The organism is Nonomuraea sp. SBT364 (assembly GCF_001083785.1).
GTDB lineage: Bacteria > Actinomycetota > Actinomycetes > Streptosporangiales > Streptosporangiaceae > Nonomuraea.
In genome coordinates this window covers 21,186-45,611 of the sequence record NZ_LAVL01000050.1, presented here as the reverse complement: position 1 = coordinate 45,611, position 24,426 = coordinate 21,186, and the positions used below count along the sequence as shown (strand labels likewise).

Here is a 24,426-nt window from a genome sequence, read left to right as displayed (position 1 = left end):
GACGGGTGTTCGCCGTGGATGACCTGCGGAAGCTGCCCGACCATTCTGCCGTATCAGGAGCGACTGAAGCGACCAGAGGCGACTACCCATGAGGCCGGAACACAGTGGGGAGGGATGCTTCCCGCGTCGCGTCGCTTCAGTCGCTCGGAGCGTCGCCCCGCTGCCTCTGACCTGCGGTTCCAGCAGACAGGCAGCGACTGAAGCGACTGGAATCCGGTATTGACTCGGCGAATGCATGCCCAAAACCGGGACGGGTGCCCCTTATTAGGGATTTGGGTAGCTTCGGTCGCTGCGCCGCCTCGTACGCGACCCTCCGCTGTCACAGATGGGGACCGGGCGCGGGGAGGAAAGGAATCGGCGCCGAATCCGATGCCACGTCAACTGCCCGGTATGACTACGGTGCCGCAGGCATCGCAGCGCAGCGCCTCGACGCTCTGGTAGCCGAATCCTCGCGTCAGCCGTATGCCGCCGATGTCACCCAGCACGCCCATCTGCTTCTTGAACTTGACTCCCGGCGACCTGCCGACCACGACTCCCGCCTCCATCACGTTCGCGCACATCGGGCAGGGCGGCGCGGTGTTCGTCATGGTCATCAGCCTACGTAGCGGGCAGCCCGGTCACATCGGCACGCTCGTGGTTCCGGCCTTGACGGCCCGGGCGAAGCGCACCACGCGCTCGGCCTGGACGCGCGCGGCGGCCCGGGTGGTCTCGTCGACCGGGGCCGTGCCGCCCTGGTCGAAGTGCGAGGTCCCGTACGGGTTGCCGTCGGCGAACTTGGCCGGGTCGGTGTAGCCGGGCGGGACGATGATCCCGCCGAAGTGGTGGAAGGTGTGGGAGAGCGCGAGCAAGGTGGACTCGTGGCCACCGTGGCCGGTGCCCGCCGAGGTGAAGCCGCTGTAGATTTTGTCGGCGAGCAACCCCTGCTGCCACACCGGTCCGAGGCTGTCGAGGAACTGCTTGAGCTGCGCGGCGACGTTGCCGAAGCGGGTCGGCGAGCCGAGCAGCACGCCGTCGGCCCACACCAGGTCCTCCGTGGCGGCCACCGGGATGCCGGCGGTCGCGGCGACGTTGGCGGCCCAGGCGGGGGTGCTGTCGATCGCCGCCGCCGGCGCCGACTCCTCCACCCTGCGCAGCCGGACCTGCGCGCCCGTCTTCTCCGCGGTCTCGGCCATCTCCTTGGCGATGTCGGCGATGGTGCCGGTGGCGGAGTAGTAGACGACGGCGATGTTCACGTCCATGTGGATCACTCTCTGGCTGAGTTCAGCAATGAACAGTTCAGTACTGGAATACCTCAGGACCGTAGCCGAATATATTTCAGTACGCAACTATCCAGCGTGATACCTTTTTCGGGTGACGCGATGGCTCAACGACGAGGAGCAACGGAGCTGGCGGGCGTACGGCCTGGCCTCCAGGCTGCTCACCGACCGGCTCGAACGGGACCTGATGGAGGCGGCCGGGATGCCGCCCACCTACTACGAGCTGCTGGTCCTGCTGTCGGAGGCGCCGGAGCACACGATGCGGATGAGCGAGCTGGCCCGCTGGACCCACTCCAAGCCGAGCCGCATCACCCATGCCGTCAGCAAGCTCGAACAGGCCGGATGGGTGAAGCGCGCGAACCTGCCCTCCGACCGGCGCGGCTGGGTCGCCGTGCTCACCGAGAGCGGCCAGGCCGCGCTGGCCGCCGCGGCCCCGTGCCACGTCGAGAGCGTCCGCAAGCACCTGGTCGACGTCCTGTCCCCCGAGCAGCTCCGGCAGCTCGGCGACATCGGCGAGACCCTGCTCGCCCACCTCGCGCCGGCCCCGCCCGAGTCCTGACCTCGCCACCCGCTCGCCCTCGCGGGTGCCGGCGGTGAGCACGCACCGGGGCGGGCGCGGTGCGGCACTGTCACCGCACTGCGGCGATGGCCTGCGGCGCCACGAGGTCGATCGCAGCCTGAGCGGCGGCGTTGCCGATGGGCTTGCCGTCACGCATGCTGCGCCCGGGCACGTCGGCGCCGCTGAAGCTGATGGTGATCACCACGTTGCCCTTGCGCAGGACGGCTTTGCCCTCGCCGCGCTTGGCCTCGCCGATCTCGTAGACGTAGTACACGTAGTAGCCCTCGTCGAAGTGCTCGCCCGCGTTGGCGGTGCCGACCTGCCGGATCGAGCCCTTCACCGATGGAGCCCCGCCGAAGGCGCTGGGCTGCCGGTAGTCGCTTCTCCTCTTCGTCGCGAAGCTCTGCTTCGCGTCCTGCAACGAGGCGGCGAACTCCTTGAAGCCCGCGTCATAAGCGATGCTGAGGTCCCTGAACCTGAACGGTGGGACATCGCCGGGATTATTTCTCCACTTGCAGGCCGGGTCGAGACGGTCCTTCTTCCCCTGTCGCATCCCGAGCTCCGACCTGGTCGACGCGGTGAGCACGCGGCAGGGGTTGCCGGGCACCGCGAGCCGGACGGATTTGGCGGACGGCTCAGCGGACGGCTCAGCCGTGGGCGAGGCCTCGTGTGGTGGCGAGGCGGGCGGGGGACTCGTGGGGGAGGGCGCGGCCACCGGCGCGAGCCCACATGCCGCCGCCGCCATCCCGACCAGAGCCATCGCACCCGGCAGGCCGCCTAGTCTCGGCACCGTCCACCCCCATGAGAAAGCCTTCGCCGACCGTCCCCGCTGCGGTCGTGACCTGTAAGGCAACCACCGAGTTTGGCAGCTTCTCCGGTGTGAGAGAGGAATGGTTCCGGCCAAATACAGCCTGATTCGCGCCACCGGCCGCCTCAGCACCGGGTGGAAGGACAGAGCATCCGTGGCTTCCCGGCATGCTCTGTCCCCGTTCGGATACTCAGCTTGCCTGCTTGAACTGGAAGAGCAGAGGGCCGTTGAGCTCCCAGCCGGGCTCGTTGACCAGGATGCGGTTCTTGTGCGCCTCGACGGCCAGGCGCCACCGGCCGTTGCTGGACAGGCGGAACACCTTGACGTCGCCGCCCGCCTCGGCCGAGCCCGGCGCGTAGCCGAGCACTCCCTCGTAGCGGAAGCTGCCCGAGCTCATCAGCTTCTCCCGCTCGACGACCGACCCCGTCACGATGTAGGACGCCTTCTTCAGCCAGCGGAGCCGGTACAGCGGCTTGCCGCCGTTGAACGGCTTGGCCGACAGGTAGTACAGCGGCGTCTCCGTGACCGTCCAGCCGAGCTTGGTGACGGCGTTGTTCTTCTCCGACTCGCTGATCGTGTAGAAGTAGCCGCCATCCTTGGTCAGCAGTTCGTAGACCTTCACCCGCTGAGCGGCCGCCGTGGTGGCCGACCCGCTCTTGACGGTCGTGTCGGCGGAAGCCTGCGTTGCGGCGACGCCGAGGGACAGCGAGGTGCCCAGCGTCACCGCCAGGCCCAGGCCGAGGGGGCGGGTCATGCGGCCGAACGATCTGGCCATGTAGGTGATTCCCTTCGAGTAGCTTTTGCGCGTACTGCTCGCCGGTGTTCGATGACAGCGGGCTCACGGCGACGCCCCGGTCACAGGGCCGCAGGTCGGCAGCACTCTACGCAGCGGCGAGCTCGGAGAAGCACGGCCCGTAGATCTTGGCAGGATAGTGGCGCTGATTGACGGATACGCTGCTCGGACGGCTGATGAGGCTCGTCAGCCGACGGCTTCGATGGTGCGGACGATCTGGTTGAGATGGGCGATGTCGTGGCCGGCCATCTTCTGCGGAAGCCGGATCGCGGGCTCCTCGCCCTGCTCGGGGTGGATGCCGGTGCGGGCCTGCTGCGCGGAATCCATCGACCGGTAGAGCACGACGTTGGCGCCGCGGATCGCCTCCCACGCGTCGAGCAGGTCGGGCAGAGGCGGCTTGGGAAGGGCGACCAGCCGCTTCTCGTCGTAGGCCGGATAGCTGGGCCGATCCTCGCTCAGGATGAGCCGGATACGGAAGCCGTAGCAGATGTCCACGTCGAAGAGATGGCCGACGTTCTGTTCGATGGACCACTCACCGTCCGGCTGGGCGAGCCACTGCTCCCGTGACAGGCCGTCGATGAGGCGGCGCACCTCCTTTGGCGTGTCGGCGAGCTGGTCGAGCGGGTCGCGTTCGCCGAGTGTCGTGAGGAGCGATGCGACATAGGCGTCGGGCTCCCCCGTCGCGTCCGGAATCACAATGGCGGGAGTGTGCGCCATCGAGGTCCTCCCTGGGTCGGCCGGTTCGGTGCTCGGAACCGTAGGCGGTCCGTACGCCGGCCTCAAGGCATGGTGGTGAGCTGCGACGATTCGTCGGTCCGGCACCCCGGGACCGCGGTCGTCCGCCGGGTGCGGAGCTGACGATTCGTCAGCCGGTCACGCCCCGCCGACTGCCTCGGAGGAGGTGAGGACGATGGTGGTGACGACGGCCTCGACGCCTTCGATCGCCACGATCTCGTCGAGCAACCGCTGCAGGGCGACTGGAGAGGCCGCCCGGACCTTCAGCAGGGCGCACCACTGGCCGGTCACGCGATGACACTCCTCGACCCTCGCCTCGGTGGTCGCCAGGCCGAACAACCGGTCCGCCAGGGTGCCCACCTGGTCGTGCTCGGCCTGCACCGACACGAAGGCGCACAGCCCGAGATCGATGGCGGACCAGTCGACCACCGCCCGATAGCCGCGGATCACGCCGTCCTGCTGCAGTCGCTTGACACGCTCGTGCACGGCCGGCCGGGAAACGCGCACCCGCTGTGCCAGCTCCTGGTGGCTGATCCGTCCCCGCGCGGCGAGGAGCCTGACGATCTCCTTGTCCACCGGGTCCAGGGGTTTGCGCATTCGGGGTCCATCCGTTCAGGTCGTCATGACAGGCATCGCCTTTTTCCTGCCAATAATTCTGCCGCCGTCGGTTCACGGGCGAAGGCTATGGCACCGTCATCTCGCGCAGGGACCCGAGCTGAGCGCAGGCACTGCACGACGAGACCGCCCCGGCGGACGGTCCCCATGCCGCGGTAAGGCACGGCGCCGCTCCACGAAAAGAGCGCTGAATTTCCCAACCGCAGGTACTCGTCATGCCGCCGGGGGCGGAGATCGTGACAAGATCTGCGGTCAGGAACGGGCCCGATGGCAAGCCGTGTATTCTCCCGACATATTTGAGAGGTGCTTCTCACGATGCTGAGGGCATGGATGGCAGGGGCCGCCGCACTGGTCATGGCCTGCATGCTGTTGGTGCAGGACGCGGAAAGGCCCGCGCGTGCCGCCGGCTCGCCCGTTTCCCAGGTCACCGATCCTGTTCCGATGTTCGAATTACTGGCGCCCGGCGGGGCCGGCCGTTTGTATACATTGTCGGTGAGCGAGGCGACAGCGGCGGTGACGCGCCATGGATTCACCCGCTTGGACGGTCAGGCCGGCTACTGGCGGACAGCGGAATTCCCGGGTTCGCAACCGGTCTACCGGCTCCGGACAGGCTCGTCCTACCTGCTCACCGCCTCCGCCTCCGAGCGGGACAGGCTCGTTGCCGGGGGCCGGTTCGCCTATGAAGGCGTAGCGGGGCATCTCTGGAGCAAGCAAGCGCCGGGCAGGCAGCGGATGTGGCGCTTCAGCCGCTCCGGTGTCTGGCGGCTGGCGCTCGAAAGTCGCGCGCACGAGATGACCGCCGCCGGCTATTCCATCGATGGGCCACTGGGCTGGATCTACCCGCAATGGATTCGTGCCGGGGCGATCTACTTCGGTACGTTCAATCCCGACTCCAAGAACATGATCAATGCGACGAAGAATGTCTATGGCCGGGACGACGACTGGTGGGGCGGTGTCCGGGATTTCTCCGGCGGAGACCCCTCTGTGCCGAAGAACACGCAGGGCTGGGACGACGATTTCCGGCACCTGGAGCCGCAGATAGGATTCTACGACGACTCCCGGCCGGAGACGCTTGAGAAGCACATCGCCCAAGCCACTTCGGGCGGGCTGGATTTCTTCCAGTTCTACTGGTACTGGGATTCGGAGAAGAAGCAGTCTCCCGCCGTGTTCAAGGCCTCGCTGGCCGCCTTCGCTCAGGCGCGCAACAGACTGGACATCGACTTCACGCTGACGATCTGCGCTCATCCGTGGGGCGGTCTGCAGATTCCCAAGGAGGATTTCGGCACCGTCGCCCGCCACCTCACGAGCGGGTTCCTCGACCGATCCAACTATCTGCGGGCCAACGACGGACGGCTCGTCCTGAGCCTGTGCGACAGGCGCGGCGTCGGCGACGGCAGCGATGCGGACACGCAGGCGTTCGTGAACGCCGTCCGCCGCGAGGCGCGTGACGTGCTGGGCGAAGAGCTGCTGGTGCTCGGCAACTGGGAGGCGATGCTCGACAGGAGCGCCCCGGCCCGATGGGGCGCTGACGGCGCGTACTGCGGCGTGCGCATAGACCGTGTCAAGAGCTACGAGAACTACGTGTCTCAAATGCCCGCCTATATGGATGCCGGACCGGCGCAGTTCATGCGGTGTGCCGCGTCGGACTTCGACGAGCGGCCTCGGTTCCCGCACCTGATTCCGGACCGTAGCAAGATCAGGTACTACGAGGATCAGACACCAGAACTGTTCGGGGCGGCCCTGTCGCGGGTGCGCGAGGACATCAGTGGGTCCCAGCGCATCTCTGCGGTGGACAACTTCGTCAGCATCTATGCCTGGAACGAGTTCCACGAAGGCGGCGTCATCGAGCCCAACGCCAAGGACGGATGCATGTACCTCGGGCTCGTCCGCAAACATCTCGCGCTGCATACCGGCGCACCGTGTCAGACCCAGCAGAAATCGGCCTCAAGGTGAGGGGCTGGATCGGCTTCGGCCACCGGTGAAGAATCGGCCGGGGTGCGGTGGGAATGGCACCCCGGCCGGTACGAACGGGTTCAGGATCGTTGCAGCTCGGACCGCGCGGTGGCCAGACTCATCTCGACGATGGCCTCGACGTGCAGTCCGGTCGAGTCCAGGAGCGGCAGCGCGGGAAAGTCCCGCGGACCCACCAGTTGCGTGATCTCGGTGCACCCCAGGATGATCGCGTCCGCTCCGCGGGCGGCGAGGTCCGCCATGATCCGCAGGTACTGGGCTCGCGACTGATCGGTGAAGACGTAGCGGGTCAGCTCGTCGAAGATCACCTGATCGACGAGGTAGCGGTCCACCTGATCGGGGACGACGACGGACAGGCCCGATGCGGCGAGCCGGTCACGATAGAAGTCCGCCTCCATGACGGGCAGCGTCCCCAGAAGGCCGAGCGTACGTACTCCTTGCTGATGCGCGGCCTCGGCGACCACGTCCGCGATATGGAGGAAGGGCACGGAAACGGCCGCCTCGATGGCGGGTGCCACCCGATGCATGGTGTTGCTGCCGCAGACGATGAAGTCGGCCCCGGCGAGTTCGAGGGCGCGGGCCTTGCTCGCCAGATAGTCGCCGGCCGCGTCCCATTCGTGCGCCCTGACGTACCGTTCGATGACGCCGAAGTTGACGCTCGACAGCAGCAACTCCGCGCGTTCATGGCCACCGAGGCGTTCGTTGACCCGATCATTGATACGCCGGTAATAGTCAACGGTCGCAACGCTACTCATGCCATGGAGAAGCCCGATGGTGAGCATGTGAAACTCCATCTGAAGTGGTCGGCGATGGCTCTATGCATGCGCCCGCTCCACGGAAACACGGGGCCGGGCCGCCGAATGGCGATAGGTGACGGGACAATCGTTTCATGGACCCGCCCGAGTGGTAAGGCGTATTACTGCCGGCATTCGCCGCTTTTCCGCCATGGGCGACTGCCGGCGAATGCCGTTCAGGCGGCACCTCCTCCCCGGGATACGGCGCTTGCCGCCTGCGGTGGCGCGCTGACGGCGCGCGGCCGCCGGCCCGGAATGCCGAGTGCGATGAGCATGCCGATGAACGCGATCGCGGTGACGGCGCCCATCGCGGCCGTGAACCCTCGCCCGAACTGCTCGGCCGACGCGTAGCCCCCGGCGCCGGCGAAGACGGCGACGGTGACGGTGGTGCCGAACACCCCGCCGAACATGCGGATCGTCATGAAGGCGCCGGACGCCTGGCCGATCTCCTGAGGCTGCACCGCTCCGACCACCGCCTTCTGCGCCGCGGGCATGGCCATGGTCAGTCCGGCACCGCTGACGATCAGCGCGGGCAGCAGTTCGAGGTAACCGGTGCCGGCGTCGGCGACCAGGGTGATCCAGCACATGCCGATCGTCTGGAGCAGCAGCCCGCCCACCACGAAGTTCCGCTCGCCGACCTTGTCCGCCAACCGGCCGGCGATCGGCGCGCACACCATCAGCGTGGCAGTCCAGGGCATCAGCCGCAGGCCGGCGCCGAGCGGCCCTTCCCCGTGCATCGTCTGGAAGTACTGTGCGAGGAAGAACATGGTGCCGTACAGCGAGGCGAACACGGCGGCGTTCGCCGGGTTGGCCGTGGCGAACGCCCTGAGCCTGAAGAACCGCATCGGCAGCATCGGGGCGGGGGCGCGTCGCTCCCACTGCACGAAGGCGACGACCAGCGCGACACCGAGCACCAGCGCGGTCAGGACCTCGGCGCTGCTCCAGCCCGCCACGTTTCCGCGGACCAGAGCCCACACGATGCCGAACGCGCCCAGGGTCACGAGGACGACTCCCGTCACGTCGAAGCGGTTGTTCGGGCCGACGCTCTCGTCGACGCGACGGGCGGTGAGCAGGATCGCGACCAGGCCGACCGGCAGGTTCAGCCAGAAGATCCACTGCCAGGCCAGTCCCTCGGCGATGACGCCACCGATGAACGGGCCGCTGAACGTCGCCAGTCCGGTGAAGCCCAGGTACAGGCCCATGGCCTTGCCGCGCTGCTGCGGCGGGAAGATCGCGCTGATCAGGGTGAGCGACAGCGGCAGGACCATCGAGGCGCCGAGCCCCTGCAGCGCTCTCGCCGCGATGAGAGTGCCGATGTCCGGCGACAGCGCGCAGGCCACCGACGCGATCGTGAACACCGCCAGCCCGGCGATGAATATCCGGCGGCGGCCGAACCGGTCACCCAGTGCCGCTCCGGTCAGCAGCAGCACCGCGAACGTCAGGCTGTAGGCGTTGACGATCCACTCGAGGGATTCGATCGATGCCGTGAGATCCTTCCGGATCGAGTCGAGCGTCGTCGTCACGACCAGGCTGTCCAGGGCCATCATGAAGGACGCCAGTGAGGCGAGTCCCAGAACCCATGCCTGTTTGGACGTCATCCGTACATCACGAGCGGTCACTGATTCTCCTGACGAAGTCTTCTGGGGGTCCGGGGGAATTCCTGTTCCTGCCGCTTCTTTCCGGCAGGTGATCTCTCGCGCACATGCCCGGCGGGGCTCACCAGCGAGGTTGCGTGATGAAACTAGGGGGAACGTAGCAGGAGGCAGTATCATCATGCAACCACCCTGAGGTACGGTGGAGCGGTGCTTGGACGTACCTACGAAACGCAGAACTGCTCAGCGGCCCGGGCGCTCGAGATCGTGGGCGAGCGCTGGAGCCTGCTGATCATCCGGCATGCGATCTTCCGGAACATCACCCGCTTCGGTGACTTCCAGCGCAGCCTGGGCGTGGCGCGCAACATCCTCGCCGCGCGGCTCGATCGGTTCGTCGAGGAGGGGCTGATGGAGCGGCAACCGTCCTCGGAGAATTCGCCGTACCACGACTACGTCCTGACCGACATGGGCCGCGAGCTGCAACCCGTCATCGTGGCCCTGACGCACTGGGGTGACCGCTGGGCCGCGCCGGGCGATCCCCCCGTCACCTTCCGGCACGAGGAGTGCGGCGGCGAGGTCCGCCAGCAGGCCGTCTGCCATGGCTGCGGCCGGCCGGTGGCCATCGAGGCGGTCGAAGCGGAGCCCGCGGCGCAGGCGATGTCTCCGGCATGACTCACCCGACGCGGGTGGTGGGGCAACCTTCGACCGGCCCGCCCGGCCCGCGTCGTCGTGACGGATCCTGCGGCGGGCGGGAAGCCTTCACTATCGTGGTTCTTGCCCGTTCGCGCGCCGCTGGCGGTGGCGGTAGTCGGTCGGGGAGATGCCATGGCGCTTGACGAACTGCGTGCGTAACACGCCGTTGGAGCGGAACCCCACGCGTCCGGCGATCTCCCGGATCGACAGGTTGGTGGTCGCCAGCAGTTCCTCTGCGAGGTCAAGCCGCTGATCGGTCAGCCAGGCGTAGGGAGTGGTGCCGGTCGCGGCCTGGAATCGGCGGGCGAACGTGCGCGAGCTCATCAGCGCCTGTCGGGCCAGCTCATTGACCGTCAAGGGCTGACTCAACCGGGTACGGGCCCAGACGAGCAGCTCGGCCAGGCGCGCGTCCTCATCGTCGGTGAGCGACCGGGTGCCGGCCTCCGGGGAGCTGGGCACGTACTGCGTCTGCCCGCTTTCGCGACGCGGTGCCACCATCCATTCCCTGGCCACGGCGTTGGACACGGCCACGCCATGTTCGCGGCGCAGAAGATGCAGGCACATGTCGATGCCGGCGGCCGCGCCGGCGCCGGTGACCACCTGGCCTTCGTCAACGTACAAAGCGTCGGCCTCCACGCTGACCGACGGATGGCGGAGGGCCAGATAGGTGGACAAAGACCGATTCGTGGTGGCGCGCAGGCCTTCGAGCAGGCCGGTCTCGGCCAGCAGGAACGACCCTGCGCAGTAGGCCGCGATGAGGGCTCCCCGGCGGAACGCGTCGAGCAGCGCTTGGTTGAGACCCGTGGACACGGTGAGCGGCCGGCGCTCGCTGGGCAGCACGATGACCAAATCGGCGGTGCTCAGCGCCTCGAGCCCGTGCTTCACCTGCATGCACATGCCGAAGTCCGTGATCAGGGTGCCCGCTCTGTCGGCGCAGACGGAGAAATGGAACGGCGGCAGTCCCAGGTGACTGCGGTCCGCGAAGAGGCCGCTGACCGCGCTCAGCCCGAAGGCGCTGACCCCGGACGGGGCATAGGCGACCACGGAACGGAACGGGGTCCGCGGTTTCCTGACGGACAGTTCGAGTGGCTGACGGCCTTCGTGCGGCTGTCGCTGCGGCCAGGCTCGGCTTACAGATGGCCTCGATGGTGGTCCCCCAATGAGCACCGTGAAGTCTCCTTCCCCTACGAGCCTGAGGTAACTGACGAAGCCTGCTGATCACGGCGAGTACGGCGGCGGCTCAGAAGTAGGTCGCGGCCGGCGGCCTCCGGTGCGCTTCCGCGATCAGTACCCTCAATCTTTCGAACAGGTGTTGCTTGAGAGGCGTCGAGAGGCCGCATTTATCGCAATGAGCCCCCCGAAAACCCACATTTCTGCCATCCGGTGTCATCCCGGCGTCGTTTCGCTGTCGTCAAGCGTCTTCGCTCGCTCAGATGTGGCATCGTTCCCGCATGGGGACGCGGTTCGGCTTGCTGGGGGACCTTGAGGTAGTACGTGACGGGCTCCCGGTGGCCGTGCCGGCGCTCAAGCAGCGGATCGCCCTGGCCACCCTGCTCTTACGGGCCAATCAGCACGTGTCGTTCGATCTGCTCGCCGAACGGATGTGGGACGGGCCGGAGGCCCCGGACGATGCCCGTGGTGCCGTCCAGACGCACATCGGCAGATTACGCCGCACCCTGCTCGACCGCGGGGACGACCAGCAGCTGATCCACACCCGCGAGGAGGGGTACGTCCTCAAGCTCGCGGCGGAGGACCTCGACGTCACCGTCTTCCTCGATCTCGTCAACCAGGCCAGGAGAGCGAGCCAGGCGGGCGACGAGGCAGGTGAGGCCGATCTGCTCCAGCGGGCCCTGGCCTTGTGGCGCGGCCCCGCCCTTGTCGACGTGCCCTCGGAGTCGCTGTATCGCGATCACGTTCTGGTGCTGAACGAACAGCGGGTGCAGGTGCTGGAACGCTGGTTCGAGCTGGGGCTGCGGTCAGGGCGGCACGATGAGATAGTCGTGAAGCTCAAGGCGGCCACGTCGGCGCATCCGCTGCGCGAGCGCCTGTGGGCCCAGCTCATGCTGGCGCTCTATCGATCAGGTCTGCAGGCCGAGGCGTTGCAGGCCTACCACACGGTCGGCAACGTGCTCCGGCAGGAGCTGGGCGTCGATCCCAGTGACGAGCTGCGGAAGCTGCATCACGACATCCTCACCGGCGATCGAGCCCTGCTGATGCCTCCCACGCCGGGCAGCACGGCCGTCGTCCCCGAGCCGCTGAACGTCGTGGCCGCACAGCCATCGCGAACCGGTGGCTCCGCGTCCGCACCTTCCTCCGCCTCCGCGCCGTCCGCCGCGCCTCCCCGGCAGATGCCCGCTGACATCGCGCACTTCACCGGCCGCCTCGCCCAGCTGGCGACGCTGAAGAGACTCCTGCCCGTCTCCGGCGGCCCGGCGCCGCGGCCGGCCATCCTCGACGGGACCGCGGGGGTGGGCAAGACCACTCTGGCCATCCACTGGGCACACCTGGCCAGCGGCCACTTCCCCGACGGCCAGCTCTACGTCGATCTCCGCGGGTTCGGGCCCGGTGCGCCGGTCGAGCCTGCCGCCGCTCTGGAGCTGCTGCTGCGGGCACTGGGCGTGGTGGCGGAGCTGCCCGCCGAGCTGGACGCGCGGTCGGCACTGCTGCGCACCCTGATGGCACAGCGACGCATGCTGATCCTGCTCGACAACGCCCGGGACGAGGCACAGGTACGCCCCCTGCTGCCCGGCGGGGATTCACAGGTGCTGATCACGAGCCGCAACCAGCTGCGCGGACTGATCGCCCGGGAAGGCGCGTTCCGCGTCACCCTCGACGTCTTCTCGCCGGATGAGGCCCATTCCCTGCTGGTCTCCCTCCTGGACGAAGACCGCCTCCGTGCGGCACCGCTGGCGGAGAGCGAGCTCGGCGAACTGTGCTCCCGCCTGCCCCTGGCCCTCAGCATCGCGGCGGCCAATCTCGACGCCAACCCGCACCTGAGCCTGCCCGACTACGTGAACGAGCTTCGCGAAGGCAACCGGTTGGCCGCCCTGGAAGCCGGGAGCGACCAGGCAGCAGCCGTGCGCGCCACCTTGGGCCTGTCCTACACGGCCCTGCCCGAGCCGCAGCGCAAGGTGTTCCGCCTGCTCGGGCTGATGCCGGGCACGGATTTCACCGCAGAGGGCGCAGCCGCCCTGGCGGGCTGCTCGACAGCCGAGGCGAGACGCAGGCTGGACCTGCTCGCCTCCTTCCACCTGATCCAGACGCACGCGCCCGGCCGCTATACCTTCCATGACCTGCTACGCCTTTACGCCGCCGAGCACGCCCACGCCGACGAAACCGCTGACGAGCTGGCGGAGGCCCGGCAGCGTCTCTACGACTGGCACCTCCACAGCGTCCTGGCCGCCGCCCGCCTGCTCCATCCGCATTGGGTACGTCTGCCGCCACCGCCGCTCGTGGGCGCCGTGCGACCGGCGACCTTCGACACCCAGGAGCGTGCCGTGGCCTGGTTGGAGACGGAGCACGCCAACCTGGTGGCGATGATCCATGACGCGTCGCGCCGCGGCCGGCACGAGAACGTATGGCTGCTGACCGACGCGCTGCGCGGCCACTTCTGGGTGAGCAGACGCCTGGAGGACTGGCTCGCCTGCGTCCAGGCCGCCCTCGCCGCCGCCGTCGCAGCCGGTGACCCGGCGGCCGAGGCCGTGATCCAGTTGAGCCTGGCCAACGTCCAGACGTTCCAGGACCGGCCTGAACGGTCGATGGAGCCGTACGCACGCGCCCTGTCGCTCGCAGAAGAGATCGGCTGGCTGGACTGCCAGGCCTTCGCCCTTGACGGGCTGGCCAACGCCCACCTGCGGCTGGGGTATCCGCAGCAGGCGGTCGAACACCTCAACAGAGCCGTCACCCGGCGGACGGACCAGGAGCGTGGCCTGGACTCGTACCTCAACAATCTGGCGGTCGCCTACAACCAGCTGGGGCAGCTGAAACTCGCCCTCGACCACCTCCATCAGGCCCTGGAACTCGCCCAGGACAACCCTGCCGTCTACATCTGCAACGTGGGGGAGGTCGAGCACGGCCTGGGACGGCTCGACGAGGCGTCCCGATACCTCAACGAGGGCATCTCCCTCAGCCGCCAGGCCGGTGACCGTGGCGTAGAGCTGGAGTGCCTGGTCCTGCTGGCAGCCGTTCGCTGCGATCTCGGGCACCATTCCGAGGCGCTCCATCTCGGTTTTCAGGCGCTGGCGATGAGTCACGACCTTGAGGACCGTCTCCTGGAGGCCGGCGCCCTGAACGCCATCGCCGCGGTCCATCACGATCTCGGCCGGCACCGCGAGGCCCTGGAGTTCCGGCAGCAGGCGCTCGACGCGTCGAAGCAGGGCAACAACCGTCATCCGGAAGTGGCCAGCCTGATCGGCCTGTCGAGGGCGGCCAGGAGCCTCGGCCGCCTCCCGGAAGCCGCCGCATACGCCGAACAGGCCTGCGCGCTCGCCCGCGACCGATGCTTCCGTGTCCTGGAGGGGCTCGCCTTGACGGCGCTCGCCGAAACCGGTATCGCCCGTGGTGCGCGTGCCGAAGCGATCGTCCACGTCAATCAGGCCATCGACCTGCATCGTGCGACAGGCCATCGCCTCGGTGAGGCCCGCGCCCTTCGGGTGCTCGGGCACGCGCTCCACGAAGAGGGCGGAATCCGCGCTGCGGCGCCCTACTGGCGGCAGGCGCTCGCGTTGTTCTCCGCGGTCGGCAGCCCCGAAGCCGCCGAGGTCAGCGTCCTCATTCAGCAGGAGGAAGGCAACGCCCCGCGCCGCGAGACGTGATGATGCCTCCCTTCCGGCCCCCTGCACCCGAGGGCCCAGTCGCACCAGGTCCCCGGGCCTCGTCCGGCGATCCCAGCATGCGAGGAGAATCCGCAGCTATGGGCACATTCGACGCTCTGGTCGGCCGTAGTGACGGGCGATGGCAGCGGCCTCGGCCTGGCGACGGCGAAGCGGCGTCTGCGGAGTCAGGATTCAGGCGAAGGTTGGCTGGATGCCCTCTTGATGAGCCGTTTCTTCACAGAAGATCATAGGGGAGCACCTTTCTGGATCCCGCAAGCACAACACCCGGAAAGAGCATTCACCTCCAACGCCGGAGGGCCTGGCTTGCCCGGGGCCTTCGACAGGAGGGGCGTGTGCCCGCCGATCTGGTCACCGCTTCGCGTCGCGTAGCGAGTGCGGTGACCAGACCGGCATGCGACAGGTCGGGGCCACGGTGGCACGTCTGCCGTGAAGTGCCGCCCTCCTGTCAGGGCTTCTCCGGGGCGTACCAGATTCGGCTGTGCAGGTCAGCCCCCCTGATCACCTGGATGCGCCAGGGCTCCAGCCGGAGCACGTGCAGTTCCGGATCGCCGGGCCCGTCGTGCCAGAAGTTGCCCAGGTCGTACCCGGCCCCCTTCGGGCTCGTCCGCCGGTACAGGTCCCACACGTGCCGCTTGATCTCCAGGTCGTCGACCCAGGCGGCGACGGCGTCGACGCTCACCGCGTTCTGCCGTGGCGTCCAGTAGGAGAACGTGGTGTGCGGGTTGCCCGCCAGGTGGGCGGCCTTGACCGGCGTCTTGTACGTGGCCAGCCAACCCGTCGGGGCGCCGTCGACGGTCTCCCAGACCGGGATCAGCACCCGTGCGCGAGGCCGTCCCCTCGTGTCGACGGTGGTCATGGTCGCGTACACGATGTCGCCGATGTAGGTGTCGAACTGGGGCTTGATCTCGGCGAACGACATCACTCGCGTGGCCATCGGTTCTCTCCTTCCCTGCTCAGGCGGCGGCCGGGGTGGTCGCGTCCGGCGGTGCGGTGTCCGGCACGGCGGGCGCCCGCAGGCCGAACGCGATGACGATCGCGCCGAGCGCCGCCGCCACCACGGGAACGATCAGCGCGGTGCGCAGGGCGTCCAGACCCGACCCGGCGGCGACGCTGACGGCGGTGACCGCCGACAGCCCGAGCGCGGTGCCGAACTGCATGGAGGTGTAGAGCAGGCCGCCCGCCAGGCCGTGTTCGTCCTCCGCGACGCCGTCGGTGGCGGCCATGGTCAGCGGACCGTACGCCAGGGAGAAGGCCAGCCCGAGCAGGACCAGCGCCGGCAGCATGGCGGCGTACGTCCAGTCCATCCCGAGGGGAAGGAACAGCGCGTACGCGGCCACCGCGAGGACGATGCCACCGAACAGCACGCGGGTGTTGCCGAAGCGGTTCACCAGGCGCGGCGTCAGGAGGGGCGCGAGGACGGTGTCGATGCCGATCACCAGCATGGCCAGGCCGGTCTGCATCGTGCTCCAGCCGCGCAGCTCCTGGAAGTACAGGGTGGCCAGGAACTGGAAGCCCGCGAACGCGGCCAGGAACAGCAGCGCGGCCACGTTCACGCGCACCAGCGGCGCCGTCCGCAGGATGCCCAGCCGCAGCAGCGGGGACGAGGACCGCCGCTCGATCGCGGTGAACAGCGCCAGCAGCGCCAGGCCCGCCGCGAACACGCCGGCGGTCAGACCGGGGCCGTCGCCGGCGTGCTCAAGCCGGACGACCCCGTACACCAGCAGCAGCATCGCCCCGGTTATGGTGAACGCCCCCGCCAGGTCGAAGCCGCCCGATGGGCGCTCGCCGCCCGTGTCGCGGACCAGGACCAGGGCCGCCACCAGGATCAGCGCCGACAGGATCACCGGCGCGAAGAACACCCATCGCCAGCCGAACGAGGCGAGCGCGCCGCCCGCGACCACGCCGAGCGAGAACCCGCCCGCCGCCGTCCCCGCGTACACACCGAGCGCCTTGGTACGCGCGGGCCCCGCCGGGAAGTTGGACGTGACCAGCGCCAGCCCGGCGGGGGCCATGAACGCGGCCGCGACCCCCGTGACGAACCGGGCGGTCAGCAGCATCCAGCCCTCCGTGGCGAATCCGCCGAGCCCGGAGAAGACCAGGAAGACCGTCAGCCACAGGACGAACATCCGGCGGTGGCCCAGCAGATCGGCGGCGCGCCCGCCCAGCAACATGAACCCGCCGTAGCCCAGCACGTAGGCGCTGACGACCCCGCTGAGCATCCCGGTGGACAGCCCCAGGTCGGCGCGGATCGACGGCAGCGCCACGTTCAGCATCGCCACGTCGATCCCCTCCAGGAAGATCGCGCCGCACAGCACCAGCAGCACGCCCCACGAACGCCCCGCCAGACGGACTGGCCCACCGGCGGATCCAGTGACGGAATTGGACATCGGTACCCGGCTCCCTCTTGTCGCGGGAACCGGGCCCAGGGTGGTTCTCCGGATGCCCGTCGGTTCCCTCTTGTAACCGACAGCATCGTCGGGCACCATCAGTGAGCATGGAAGACGGCACTTTCGAGTCCCTCGGTTACTGCGGGGATACCGGCGTCGACGACGACGTTCTTCAGTGGGACCAGCGCGCCGACTGCGAGGTGCGGCAGATCCTCGACCGCATCGCGGACAAGTGGTCGCTCCTGGTGATCGCACTGCTGGACAAACGCAGCCTGCGTTTCACCGAGCTGCGCCGCGCGATCGACGGCGTCAGCCAGCGGATGCTGACCCGCACCCTGCGGCACCTGGAGCGCGACGGGCTGGTGAGCCGGACGGTGCACCCGACCGTCCCGCCGCGCGTGGACTACGCGCTGACGCCGATGGGCGCGACCCTGCACAGCACCATCCGCACCCTCGTCGTCTGGACCGAGGAACACCAGAACGCCATCGCCGCGGCCCGCGCCGCCTACGACGACCGCAGCGCAGCGGAACAGGAAGCCGCCGAGCGCGAGGCGGCCGAACGCGCCGCCATCGCCCACGCCGCCTTGCCGGCCAGTGGCCCACCCGGCCCGGCCAGACGGGTCCTCGCAGGGGCCGCCGCCGACCGGGGCCGCCCGGGCTTCCTGGAGGCGTGACGCGCCCGGCCACCTGATCGCCGCACGTCCCCCGGCCCCTGATTGGAACACGGCTGCGCGAAGCTACCGGCGCCGCTAGAGTTCGCGATCATCGACGCCGTTCCGGCGCCCCCTGCTCGCACGCGGGAGCGGCCTGCGGCCGTCCAGTGTGAGCAACCGGGGGAGACGGGTGTGGCCAGCCAGAGCAGGGGACGGCCGGGCTGGATGGATGTCGGCGCGATCGAGGAACGGCTGGTGCGCGCCTGGGACCCGGGCACGTTCCCGCCGGCCGAGGTCCTGCTGGCGATCATGACGCTGGCCGCGGTGCCGCGTGCGCTGGGAGTGCGGCTGGCCGCTCACCTGACCGGCGGGGTCGTGGTCGGGCCCGGTGCCGTGCCGGACCTGCCCGGCTTCGGCGAACTGCGCGGGGTCGAGCTGCCGGTGCAGCAAGGAGGCTGGGAGCGCAGCGCCGGGGTGTACGACCCCAACCGGCGCCGGATCGGGGTCGGGAGCGTGCCCTCCCCGTCGGTGAGCGTGGCGGGTCATGAGCTCGGGCATGCCACGGACCATCTGGACGGGATGCCGTCCCGGGGCGAGTTCTGGACCGAGCTGCACCGGCTTCGCGCCCAGCACCTGGCGCCGCCCTATCGGCAGGACGTGGCCGAGCTCTTCGCCGAGGCGTTCGCGTGCGCCCTGACCCGCCGGGCCCGTCGGCTGATCATGCTGTTCGGCGACGAGTATGCCGCCCAGCAGGCCCATATGTGGCTGGCCGGCCGTTACGGGATCGGGTGAAGGACTTCCTTCACGATCGGACCCGCGCGCTATGCTGGGCAGGGAAGGGCACGCGTGAGACGGAAGGGACACTGCTCATGACCGCCATCATGTTGGCCGGTGGAGTCCTTCGCGTCCCCGAGCCGACCACGCTGCCGGACGGCACCCGGGTCGAGGGGACACGCGACATCGCTCCCGACGCTCCCGACTACGCAGACTGGTTGCCTTTCGCCATCCCCGAGGCGGCCGCCTGGCACGGAGACCAGGACGACACGGCCATTCTGGCACGCTGGCGAGCGGACGCCAGCGCCTGACCTGCCGGTCCCGGTCCGCCGCGGAGTTAGCCTGGCACGCATGTCGCCGGAGCTGATCACGAGTCTCAGAGCCACTCGCACGTTCACCGCGGCGCCCGTCCAGGACGCGCACCTGATCGCGGTGCTGGAGGCGGGACGCTGGGCGGGCTCGGCCCGCAACCGCCAGCCGTGGCGATTCGTGGTGGTCCGCGATCGGGCCCTGCTGCGGGAGCTCGGCCTGCTCGGCGCATACGCCGGGCATCTGGCGGGCGCTCCCGTGGCGATCCTGCTGGCCGTGGACGCCACGCTGAGCACGCAGGACGCCGAGTTCGACGCGGGCAGGGCCGCCCAGAACATCATGCTCGCCGCCCACGCCCTGGGGCTCGGCACCTGCCCGGCCTCGTTCTTCCCCGAGGCGAACGCCGGCACGGCCACCGCGCTCGCCGGCCTCCACGAACCTTGGCACGTCCGTACGGCGATCTCGCTCGGCCATCCGGCCCCAGCCCCGCCGGGCACCCCGGCGATCCCTCAAGGACGACTGCCTCTGCGGGATCTGGTCATCGAGCGCTGAATCTGCCCGCCGTCCCTGCGACGGGCCCAACCAGCCCTACGGGACTCTCGCGACCATGCCGAAGACGCCGGGTTCCGTCGGGTCGGGGATGGGGTCGAAGTCGTCCTCGGGGCGCCAGCCCTGGATGGAGACGATGCCTGGGTCCAGGAGCTCCAAGCCGTCGAGCCACGCGGCCATGTCCGCGCGGGTGCGGCCGACGGCGACTCCCTGGCGGGTGCGCCCGTACAGCTCGCGGCCCTTCTCCGCCAGGTCACCGGTCAGCTCGCCGGGGTGACCGTGGGAGATGGCCACGTGGCTGCCGGACACCAGGGGACGGCGGAGCTCGGCGACGATGTGGGCCGCCTCCTTGTCGTCGGAGATGAAGTGCAGGATGGCCAGCAGCAGCACGGCCACCGGCTGGGTGAAGTCCAGGTGGCCTCGCACCGTGGGGTGGTGGAGGAGGGCGGCCGGGTCGCGGATGTCGGCCGGGGCGACCACCGTGTCGGGGTTGTCGGCGAGCAGCGCGCGGGCATGGACGAGCACCACGGGGTCGTTGTCGACGTAGACCACCCGTGAGCTCGGCGCCGCGCGCTGGGCCACCTGATGGACGTTCTCCTGTGTCGGCAACCCGGCGCCGATGTCGAGAAACTGACGGACACCCGCGTCGACGAGAGCGCGTACGGCCCGGCTCATGAAGGCGCGGTTGGCCTTGGCGTTCCTGCGCGCGTTCGGCACGGACTGGAGCACTGTTTCGGCGGCCTCGCGATCTGAGGCGAAGTGGTCCTTGCCGTCCAGCAAATAGTCGTAGATGCGCGCCGCGCTCGGCACGCTGGGGTCCACGCCAGGTAGGTCCATGGAGGGAAGATTAATGGATCAAACTCCCTTGCTGACCATTTCACAAAAAGTCCGGACATCGACCCTTGGCCGCGTGAGCAAGGTCTCGCGCGCTCGCCAGGAGCCGGCTGTTCCGGCATGCGCAACAGCCGCCGAAAGGGAGCCCCCGGAGTCGGTAGGCAGGAATTCGGCGAAGAATGGCAGTCAGCGAGCCCGGATGGTGCGCCTCTATATGCAGTCGAAAATAGACGAAAGCGCTGACTGTGGGCCCGCGTGCTGCCCGCGCCGACGGCGGCGGCCCGTGCGTGGGCGGTCTGTTGCGCTCGCGGCCCCTGCTGTGATCTTCTGCGTGGGTGACAGAAATGATCGACGGGAGCCGCGAGCGCAACGCCGTGATCAGGGTCGGCGGTCAGGCCTCAACCCTGATGAATCGATCAACACCAGATCTTGTCCGCCGTCACGCAGCCGTTGCCGTCCGGTGTGACCCCCGTCGTTGATACGAGGGAACTGTCGGCCGAGTAAGGCGCCTGGAACACCTCCGCGCTCGCCGGAGTCGCGCTCAGCACGCCAACGGCTGAAACTGCCATCAGCGACAGTGCGAGCGCACTGAAACTACGCTTCACAGTGGACATCATTCTCCATTCGCGATGTGGGCGCGTCGAAGTAGGACTCCGACACCATTCATTATGTCAATGCCACAGTCAGCGGATGTCGTCATTTCTGCCACTCTTGGCAGTACTTCTGCCATACACCTCGCCGGCCGGTGTGAGCATTCACGTTCGGCGCATTCTGATGTGTGGTGATCGTGCTGTCGCCTCCCGGCGCAGCCGTCCACCAGCCGCCAGCCGCGTCGGACGGTTCATCGTCGACGACCGCGCCTCCACCTCCAGCCGTCTCGGCCTGGCCCACGCGCTCCGACAGTGACGTCCCAGAGCCAAAGCATGAGACTCAGGCCGGCCAGATTGTCTGAAACGGCAGGCCCCCGGTGGAGCCTGCAGGAGCAGGCAGCGAAGTGATCCACCTGCCACGGCCAACTGGGTTCTGCTCACCTCGAGCCGGGCACGACCCCGCACAGGTAGGTGGACTCCTCCAGCAGGCGCGCCGTCATCGTGATCCCGGTGAGGCGCTCGGCCAAGAGGAACGCCGGCCCTTCGTGGGGGGCGGCGATCGGGTAGACGGGGGAGTCGATCCGCTCCAAAGTCTCTGCGACTTCGTCCGGCATCTGCTCCGAGTAGCTCTCATGGTGCCCGAACATGAACTGGATCTTCCCGTCCTTGATCCAGTGGGAATAGCCTTCCTGGTACGCGAACTCGAACCGGATTTTCCCGTCGTCGATCCAGTAAAAGTAATCCATGTCGTCGACGTCGAGGTAGAAGTGGGAGACGAGCCGGGTGCCCGCCGACAGCGGCATGATGATCTCTTCGGTGACGCCGAGCCCGCTGTAGGCCTCGACGAGGAGCGCCCAGTCCCCAACGGCGACGGCACCGAAGGTCTGCCGCCGGACCAGCTCATCAAGCGTCATGCGAGAGCAGTCGCCAACCCGGACGCCGAGCCGGGTCACCACTTCCTCAGGCGTCAGGCCGCGGACGTAGGTGAGGCAGTAGGCGTCCGCCAGGCCGGGGAAGCGCTCAGGGGAGAACCAGGAGTAGTCGTCAGGGGTCGCGATCATCCCGGCATGATCGCAGCACCCACCGACACAATAGGAGCGCTCAAGGATCCGCATGCAGTCGCCGTGGTTCGATCCTGGAAGTTGTGCATATGGTGAATTCGCGGTTGCCTCGAATGCAACAGGCAATGTCCTTCTGGGAAACTGGCTGAATTTCGGTTGAATCTGGCCGCATTTGACCCCTTCTCGGAATCGCCTGTTTGTCATGCTTGGCCCCGGCATCCGAAAATTCGGGAAACGGAGTCGTTCATGCGCAAACTACTGACGGTCGCCGCCGCAAGCCTTTTCCTCGCCGCCGGCGTGGCAGCCGCAACCCCCGTTCAGGCAGCAGCAGAAGCCGGTGCGTCCAGCGCTGTCGCGAAAACGCCGCTCCGCTACTATGACACTTACTACGGCCCCAACCCCTGGTGGCTGTGCTACGACCGCGGCTACCGTGGAGTCAATAACAACGAATGGTACGACTTCGAATGCAGGCCCGGAACGTACTGGGTGGAGCTCTGGATTCAGGTGGCACCGTGAACTGATTCGCCGGCAGGCCCTCGCACAGCAGTGCGGGGGCCTGCCGCCGGTTCAACTCGCCTTTCCCGCCTGGCGGGCGTTCGGCGAAGTGCCGGCGATGATTTTTTCGACGAGGTTGCGTGCCTGTGCGGCGGGGCCGTGCGGGCCGAGGGATTGGCCTGAGGCGTGCAGGCCTTCGAAGACCAGGGTGAGGTGGTCGGCCACCTCGGCGGGATCGTCGGCGCCGAGCCGGCTGGTCAGTTCGCCCATGGTGTCGCGGAACCAGGTCTTGGCGGTGACGGCGTTGCGGTGGGCCGGCAGGTCGGGGTCCGGGAACTCCGCCAGCGCCATCAGCATGGGGCAGCCGCGGTACTGCTCGGAGCTGACTTGTTCGAGGACCAGGTTGAAGATGGCCAGGATCTGGTCGCGCGGGTCGGGTGCTGCCGACCGCATCGCCGAGGTCACTTGCCGGCGGAAGTCCTGGTGGGTGTTTTCGACGTAGGCGCCGACCAGTCCGTCCTTGGAGGCGAACAGGCGGTACAGGGTGGTGGGGGCCACGTCGGCTTCGGCGGCGACGAGGTCGACGCCGGTCGCCCGGATGCCCTTTCGGTAGAAGAGGTCACCAGCTACTCGCAGCACGTGGGACCTGGTCTTCGCGGCGGTTCTGTGCACGACGCCCCTCCCGATTGCGATGTTAGGGATCGTTCCCTATAGTCTAGCTGAAAGGGAACGATCCCTAACATTGGCGGCGCCGCTCAGCTCCCGCCCGCCGGCAATGAACGAGCTCGTCGCGGCAACCGCGTGCGATGCGACAAGAAAGGTCCCGCATGACAAGCCAGCAAGCGGCGCGCGGCCAGGGCAACACCGCCCTGGCCCTGGCGACGCTGTTCCTCGGAACATTCGTGCTGGGCAGTGCAGAACTGCTCCCGGTAGGCGTGCTCAACGTGATCGCCGCCGACCTCGACGTGTCCATCCAGGCGGCCGGGGCCCTGGTGACCGCCTACGCGCTCGGCGTGGCCATCGGCGGGCCCCTCCTGGCCGCCGCGACGATCAAGCTGAACAAACGGACGGTCCTGGCCGCAGCGCTCCTGCTGTGCGTCATCGGCAACCTGGCTCCGGTGCTGATCGCCGACTACACCCTGTTCGTCGTGGCCCGCGTCATCACCGGCGCGCTCGGCGGCCTGTTCGTCGCCGTCGCCTTCATCGTCGCCACCTCCATCGTCCCCCCCGAGCGGATGGGCCGGGCCATCTCCGCCGTCTTCGGCGGCTTCGCCGTATCAGGCGCCCTCGGTGTCCCCATCGGCACGCTGATCGGCCAGCAGCTGGGCTGGCGCGGCTCCTTCGTCGCCGTGATCGCGCTCGCCGTCATCGCGCTGATCGCCACGCTGGCGCTCATCCCGTCCGTGGCCGGCACCGGCGGCGGCGCGGGCAACCAGGCCAAGTACGCCTTCGCCCCCCGGGTGCTGGCCCTGCTCGCCCTGCAGGCCCTCGGCTTCGCCTCGCTGTATGCCGCCCTGACCTACATCGTGCCCTTCCTGCAGAACATCACCGGTATCTCCGGCCCGCTGATCAGCGCCTTCCTCCTGGCGTACGGCGTCGCCAGCGCGGCCGGCTCGATCCTCGGCGGCCGCTTCGCCGACAGCAACGCCGCCCGCACCCTGACCATCGCCACCATGGGCGTGGCCCTCAGCCTGCTGGCCCTCTACTTCGTCGGCGCGGTCGCCTTCCTCGTCGCCATCGCGCTGCTGGCCTGGGGGCTGTTCGCCATGGGCATGGTCCCCTCCCTGCAGTACCGCGTCGTCAGCCTGGCCGGCCCCGGAGGCGCACTGGCCTCCTCCCTGCCCGCCTCGGCCGCCAACGTCGGCATCGCCGCAGGCTCCGTCGCCGGCGGCGCCGCCATCGGCAACTTCACCGCCACCGCCCCGATCATCACCGCTCTCATCATCGCCGTCATCGCCATCCCCGTCGCCTGGGCCACCAGCTTCCTCAAGCCACCCGCGCCCCAGACCGACCTCCAGCCCGAGCCCACCTCGGGCAGCATCCCCAAGCCCGCATGACATCAGTGGGGGAGCGGCGGTTCCGGCCGTGTGGCCCCCTGCGCGCAACCGAAACTTCGATCGAGG

At 68.6% G+C, this 24,426-nt stretch carries 24 protein-coding genes; 10 read left to right on the top strand and 14 right to left on the bottom strand.

The genetic code is table 11. From position 1 onward, the window contains the following. Nucleotides 1-377: 377 nt before the first annotated feature. Together ADY59_RS22885 and wrbA are read right to left on the bottom strand one after the other, a co-directional pair. A complete protein-coding gene (locus tag ADY59_RS22885) occupies nucleotides 378-587 on the bottom strand; it encodes a PF20097 family protein (RefSeq protein WP_156325670.1) in 210 nt (69 codons plus the stop codon). Nucleotides 588-617: 30 nt separating this feature from the next. After that, the gene (wrbA, locus tag ADY59_RS22880; protein ID WP_049565303.1) at nucleotides 618-1,238 is read right to left on the bottom strand and encodes an NAD(P)H:quinone oxidoreductase; all 621 of its coding nucleotides are present in this window, start codon (nucleotides 1,236-1,238) and stop codon (nucleotides 618-620) included. 112 nt (nucleotides 1,239-1,350) lie between these two features. On the opposite strand from wrbA, the gene ADY59_RS22875 reads away from it, so the two are divergent. Next, nucleotides 1,351-1,815 carry a MarR family winged helix-turn-helix transcriptional regulator gene (locus ADY59_RS22875; protein WP_049565302.1) on the top strand — a complete coding sequence of 155 codons (465 nt, stop codon included), beginning with the start codon at nucleotides 1,351-1,353 and terminating at the stop codon, nucleotides 1,813-1,815. A gap of 70 nt (nucleotides 1,816-1,885) precedes the next feature. On the opposite strand, the gene ADY59_RS22870 is transcribed toward ADY59_RS22875, so the two are convergent. From ADY59_RS22870 to ADY59_RS22855, 4 genes are all read right to left on the bottom strand, one after another. After that, on the bottom strand, nucleotides 1,886-2,368 hold the full coding sequence (locus ADY59_RS22870; RefSeq protein WP_197093796.1) for a hypothetical protein: 483 nt from the start codon (nucleotides 2,366-2,368) through the stop codon (nucleotides 1,886-1,888). A gap of 445 nt (nucleotides 2,369-2,813) precedes the next feature. Then, nucleotides 2,814-3,398: a hypothetical protein gene (locus ADY59_RS22865; protein WP_049565299.1), complete on the bottom strand. Its 585-nt coding sequence runs from the start codon at nucleotides 3,396-3,398 to the stop codon at nucleotides 2,814-2,816. Between the two features lie 204 nt (nucleotides 3,399-3,602). Continuing rightward, nucleotides 3,603-4,133 carry a DinB family protein gene (locus ADY59_RS22860; RefSeq protein WP_082310326.1) on the bottom strand — a complete coding sequence of 177 codons (531 nt, stop codon included), beginning with the start codon at nucleotides 4,131-4,133 and terminating at the stop codon, nucleotides 3,603-3,605. A 156-nt stretch (nucleotides 4,134-4,289) separates the two neighbouring features. Beyond that, nucleotides 4,290-4,748 (bottom strand): Lrp/AsnC family transcriptional regulator, encoded by a 459-nt coding sequence (locus ADY59_RS22855; RefSeq protein WP_049565297.1) that lies wholly within the window; start codon nucleotides 4,746-4,748, stop codon nucleotides 4,290-4,292. A 321-nt stretch (nucleotides 4,749-5,069) separates the two neighbouring features. Between ADY59_RS22855 and ADY59_RS22850 the strand changes: the two genes are divergently transcribed. Continuing rightward, a complete protein-coding gene (locus tag ADY59_RS22850; RefSeq protein ID WP_049565296.1) occupies nucleotides 5,070-6,719 on the top strand; it encodes a glycoside hydrolase family 99-like domain-containing protein in 1,650 nt (549 codons plus the stop codon). A gap of 80 nt (nucleotides 6,720-6,799) precedes the next feature. Here ADY59_RS22850 and ADY59_RS22845 read toward each other — a convergent pair whose 3' ends face one another. After that, complete coding sequence (locus ADY59_RS22845) at nucleotides 6,800-7,519, bottom strand: aspartate/glutamate racemase family protein (RefSeq protein ID WP_049565292.1); 720 nt, start codon at nucleotides 7,517-7,519, stop codon at nucleotides 6,800-6,802. A gap of 188 nt (nucleotides 7,520-7,707) precedes the next feature. Then, entirely contained in the window at nucleotides 7,708-9,150 is a 1,443-nt protein-coding gene (locus ADY59_RS22840) for an MFS transporter (RefSeq protein WP_197093795.1), read from the bottom strand. 183 nt (nucleotides 9,151-9,333) lie between these two features. Between ADY59_RS22840 and ADY59_RS22835 the strand changes: the two genes are divergently transcribed. After that, complete coding sequence (locus ADY59_RS22835; RefSeq protein ID WP_049565289.1) at nucleotides 9,334-9,795, top strand: winged helix-turn-helix transcriptional regulator; 462 nt, start codon at nucleotides 9,334-9,336, stop codon at nucleotides 9,793-9,795. A 90-nt stretch (nucleotides 9,796-9,885) separates the two neighbouring features. Here the strand turns inward: ADY59_RS22835 and ADY59_RS22830 are convergent, their stop codons facing one another. Continuing rightward, a complete protein-coding gene (locus tag ADY59_RS22830; protein WP_197093794.1) occupies nucleotides 9,886-10,860 on the bottom strand; it encodes a GlxA family transcriptional regulator in 975 nt (324 codons plus the stop codon). A 407-nt stretch (nucleotides 10,861-11,267) separates the two neighbouring features. Between ADY59_RS22830 and ADY59_RS22825 the strand changes: the two genes are divergently transcribed. After that, nucleotides 11,268-14,630 carry an AfsR/SARP family transcriptional regulator gene (locus tag ADY59_RS22825; RefSeq protein WP_197093793.1) on the top strand — a complete coding sequence of 1,121 codons (3,363 nt, stop codon included), beginning with the start codon at nucleotides 11,268-11,270 and terminating at the stop codon, nucleotides 14,628-14,630. Nucleotides 14,631-15,096: 466 nt separating this feature from the next. Here the strand turns inward: ADY59_RS22825 and ADY59_RS22820 are convergent, their stop codons facing one another. Both ADY59_RS22820 and ADY59_RS22815 read right to left on the bottom strand, forming a co-directional pair. Beyond that, nucleotides 15,097-15,585 (bottom strand): pyridoxamine 5'-phosphate oxidase family protein, encoded by a 489-nt coding sequence (locus tag ADY59_RS22820; protein WP_049565285.1) that lies wholly within the window; start codon nucleotides 15,583-15,585, stop codon nucleotides 15,097-15,099. 19 nt (nucleotides 15,586-15,604) lie between these two features. Continuing rightward, nucleotides 15,605-16,975: an MFS transporter gene (locus tag ADY59_RS22815; protein WP_231618838.1), complete on the bottom strand. Its 1,371-nt coding sequence runs from the start codon at nucleotides 16,973-16,975 to the stop codon at nucleotides 15,605-15,607. Between the two features lie 170 nt (nucleotides 16,976-17,145). Between ADY59_RS22815 and ADY59_RS22810 the strand changes: the two genes are divergently transcribed. From ADY59_RS22810 to ADY59_RS22795, 4 genes are all read left to right on the top strand, one after another. Then, nucleotides 17,146-17,712 (top strand): winged helix-turn-helix transcriptional regulator, encoded by a 567-nt coding sequence (locus tag ADY59_RS22810; protein ID WP_082310324.1) that lies wholly within the window; start codon nucleotides 17,146-17,148, stop codon nucleotides 17,710-17,712. A gap of 171 nt (nucleotides 17,713-17,883) precedes the next feature. After that, nucleotides 17,884-18,483, top strand: a complete 600-nt coding sequence (locus tag ADY59_RS22805; protein ID WP_156325668.1) for a hypothetical protein — start codon at nucleotides 17,884-17,886, stop codon at nucleotides 18,481-18,483. A gap of 77 nt (nucleotides 18,484-18,560) precedes the next feature. Beyond that, nucleotides 18,561-18,776 (top strand): hypothetical protein, encoded by a 216-nt coding sequence (locus tag ADY59_RS22800; RefSeq protein WP_156325667.1) that lies wholly within the window; start codon nucleotides 18,561-18,563, stop codon nucleotides 18,774-18,776. Nucleotides 18,777-18,816: 40 nt separating this feature from the next. Then, complete coding sequence (locus tag ADY59_RS22795; protein WP_049565278.1) at nucleotides 18,817-19,326, top strand: nitroreductase family protein; 510 nt, start codon at nucleotides 18,817-18,819, stop codon at nucleotides 19,324-19,326. 36 nt (nucleotides 19,327-19,362) lie between these two features. Here ADY59_RS22795 and ADY59_RS22790 read toward each other — a convergent pair whose 3' ends face one another. Next, a complete protein-coding gene (locus tag ADY59_RS22790; protein WP_049565276.1) occupies nucleotides 19,363-20,160 on the bottom strand; it encodes an SAM-dependent methyltransferase in 798 nt (265 codons plus the stop codon). A 1,024-nt stretch (nucleotides 20,161-21,184) separates the two neighbouring features. Beyond that, nucleotides 21,185-21,808, bottom strand: a complete 624-nt coding sequence (locus tag ADY59_RS22785) for a DUF6461 domain-containing protein (protein ID WP_049565317.1) — start codon at nucleotides 21,806-21,808, stop codon at nucleotides 21,185-21,187. A gap of 246 nt (nucleotides 21,809-22,054) precedes the next feature. On the opposite strand from ADY59_RS22785, the gene ADY59_RS50205 reads away from it, so the two are divergent. Further along, nucleotides 22,055-22,324, top strand: coding sequence for a hypothetical protein (locus tag ADY59_RS50205; RefSeq protein WP_156325666.1), 270 nt, complete (start codon nucleotides 22,055-22,057; stop codon nucleotides 22,322-22,324). A gap of 51 nt (nucleotides 22,325-22,375) precedes the next feature. On the opposite strand, the gene ADY59_RS22780 is transcribed toward ADY59_RS50205, so the two are convergent. Next, complete coding sequence (locus ADY59_RS22780; protein WP_156325665.1) at nucleotides 22,376-22,975, bottom strand: TetR/AcrR family transcriptional regulator; 600 nt, start codon at nucleotides 22,973-22,975, stop codon at nucleotides 22,376-22,378. A 155-nt stretch (nucleotides 22,976-23,130) separates the two neighbouring features. Between ADY59_RS22780 and ADY59_RS22775 the strand changes: the two genes are divergently transcribed. Continuing rightward, nucleotides 23,131-24,360, top strand: coding sequence for an MFS transporter (locus ADY59_RS22775; RefSeq protein WP_049565272.1), 1,230 nt, complete (start codon nucleotides 23,131-23,133; stop codon nucleotides 24,358-24,360). Nucleotides 24,361-24,426 lie beyond the last annotated feature (66 nt).

What these genes read in the sequence shown, in the direction of transcription:
- ADY59_RS22885 (WP_156325670.1), bottom strand. Translation starts at nt 587, where the DNA reads ATGACGAACACCGCGCCGCCCTGCCCGATGTGCGCGAACGTGATGGAG.
- wrbA (WP_049565303.1), bottom strand. Translation starts at nt 1,238, where the DNA reads ATGGACGTGAACATCGCCGTCGTCTACTACTCCGCCACCGGCACCATC.
- ADY59_RS22870 (WP_197093796.1), bottom strand. Translation starts at nt 2,368, where the DNA reads ATGCGACAGGGGAAGAAGGACCGTCTCGACCCGGCCTGCAAGTGGAGA.
- ADY59_RS22865 (WP_049565299.1), bottom strand. Translation starts at nt 3,398, where the DNA reads ATGGCCAGATCGTTCGGCCGCATGACCCGCCCCCTCGGCCTGGGCCTG.
- ADY59_RS22860 (WP_082310326.1), bottom strand. Translation starts at nt 4,133, where the DNA reads ATGGCGCACACTCCCGCCATTGTGATTCCGGACGCGACGGGGGAGCCC.
- ADY59_RS22855 (WP_049565297.1), bottom strand. Translation starts at nt 4,748, where the DNA reads ATGCGCAAACCCCTGGACCCGGTGGACAAGGAGATCGTCAGGCTCCTC.
- ADY59_RS22845 (WP_049565292.1), bottom strand. Translation starts at nt 7,519, where the DNA reads ATGCTCACCATCGGGCTTCTCCATGGCATGAGTAGCGTTGCGACCGTT.
- ADY59_RS22825 (WP_197093793.1), top strand. Translation starts at nt 11,268, where the DNA reads ATGGGGACGCGGTTCGGCTTGCTGGGGGACCTTGAGGTAGTACGTGAC.
- ADY59_RS22820 (WP_049565285.1), bottom strand. Translation starts at nt 15,585, where the DNA reads ATGGCCACGCGAGTGATGTCGTTCGCCGAGATCAAGCCCCAGTTCGAC.
- ADY59_RS22810 (WP_082310324.1), top strand. Translation starts at nt 17,146, where the DNA reads ATGGAAGACGGCACTTTCGAGTCCCTCGGTTACTGCGGGGATACCGGC.
- ADY59_RS22800 (WP_156325667.1), top strand. Translation starts at nt 18,561, where the DNA reads ATGACCGCCATCATGTTGGCCGGTGGAGTCCTTCGCGTCCCCGAGCCG.
- ADY59_RS22795 (WP_049565278.1), top strand. Translation starts at nt 18,817, where the DNA reads ATGTCGCCGGAGCTGATCACGAGTCTCAGAGCCACTCGCACGTTCACC.
- ADY59_RS22790 (WP_049565276.1), bottom strand. Translation starts at nt 20,160, where the DNA reads ATGGACCTACCTGGCGTGGACCCCAGCGTGCCGAGCGCGGCGCGCATC.
- ADY59_RS22785 (WP_049565317.1), bottom strand. Translation starts at nt 21,808, where the DNA reads ATGATCGCGACCCCTGACGACTACTCCTGGTTCTCCCCTGAGCGCTTC.
- ADY59_RS50205 (WP_156325666.1), top strand. Translation starts at nt 22,055, where the DNA reads ATGCGCAAACTACTGACGGTCGCCGCCGCAAGCCTTTTCCTCGCCGCC.
- ADY59_RS22775 (WP_049565272.1), top strand. Translation starts at nt 23,131, where the DNA reads ATGACAAGCCAGCAAGCGGCGCGCGGCCAGGGCAACACCGCCCTGGCC.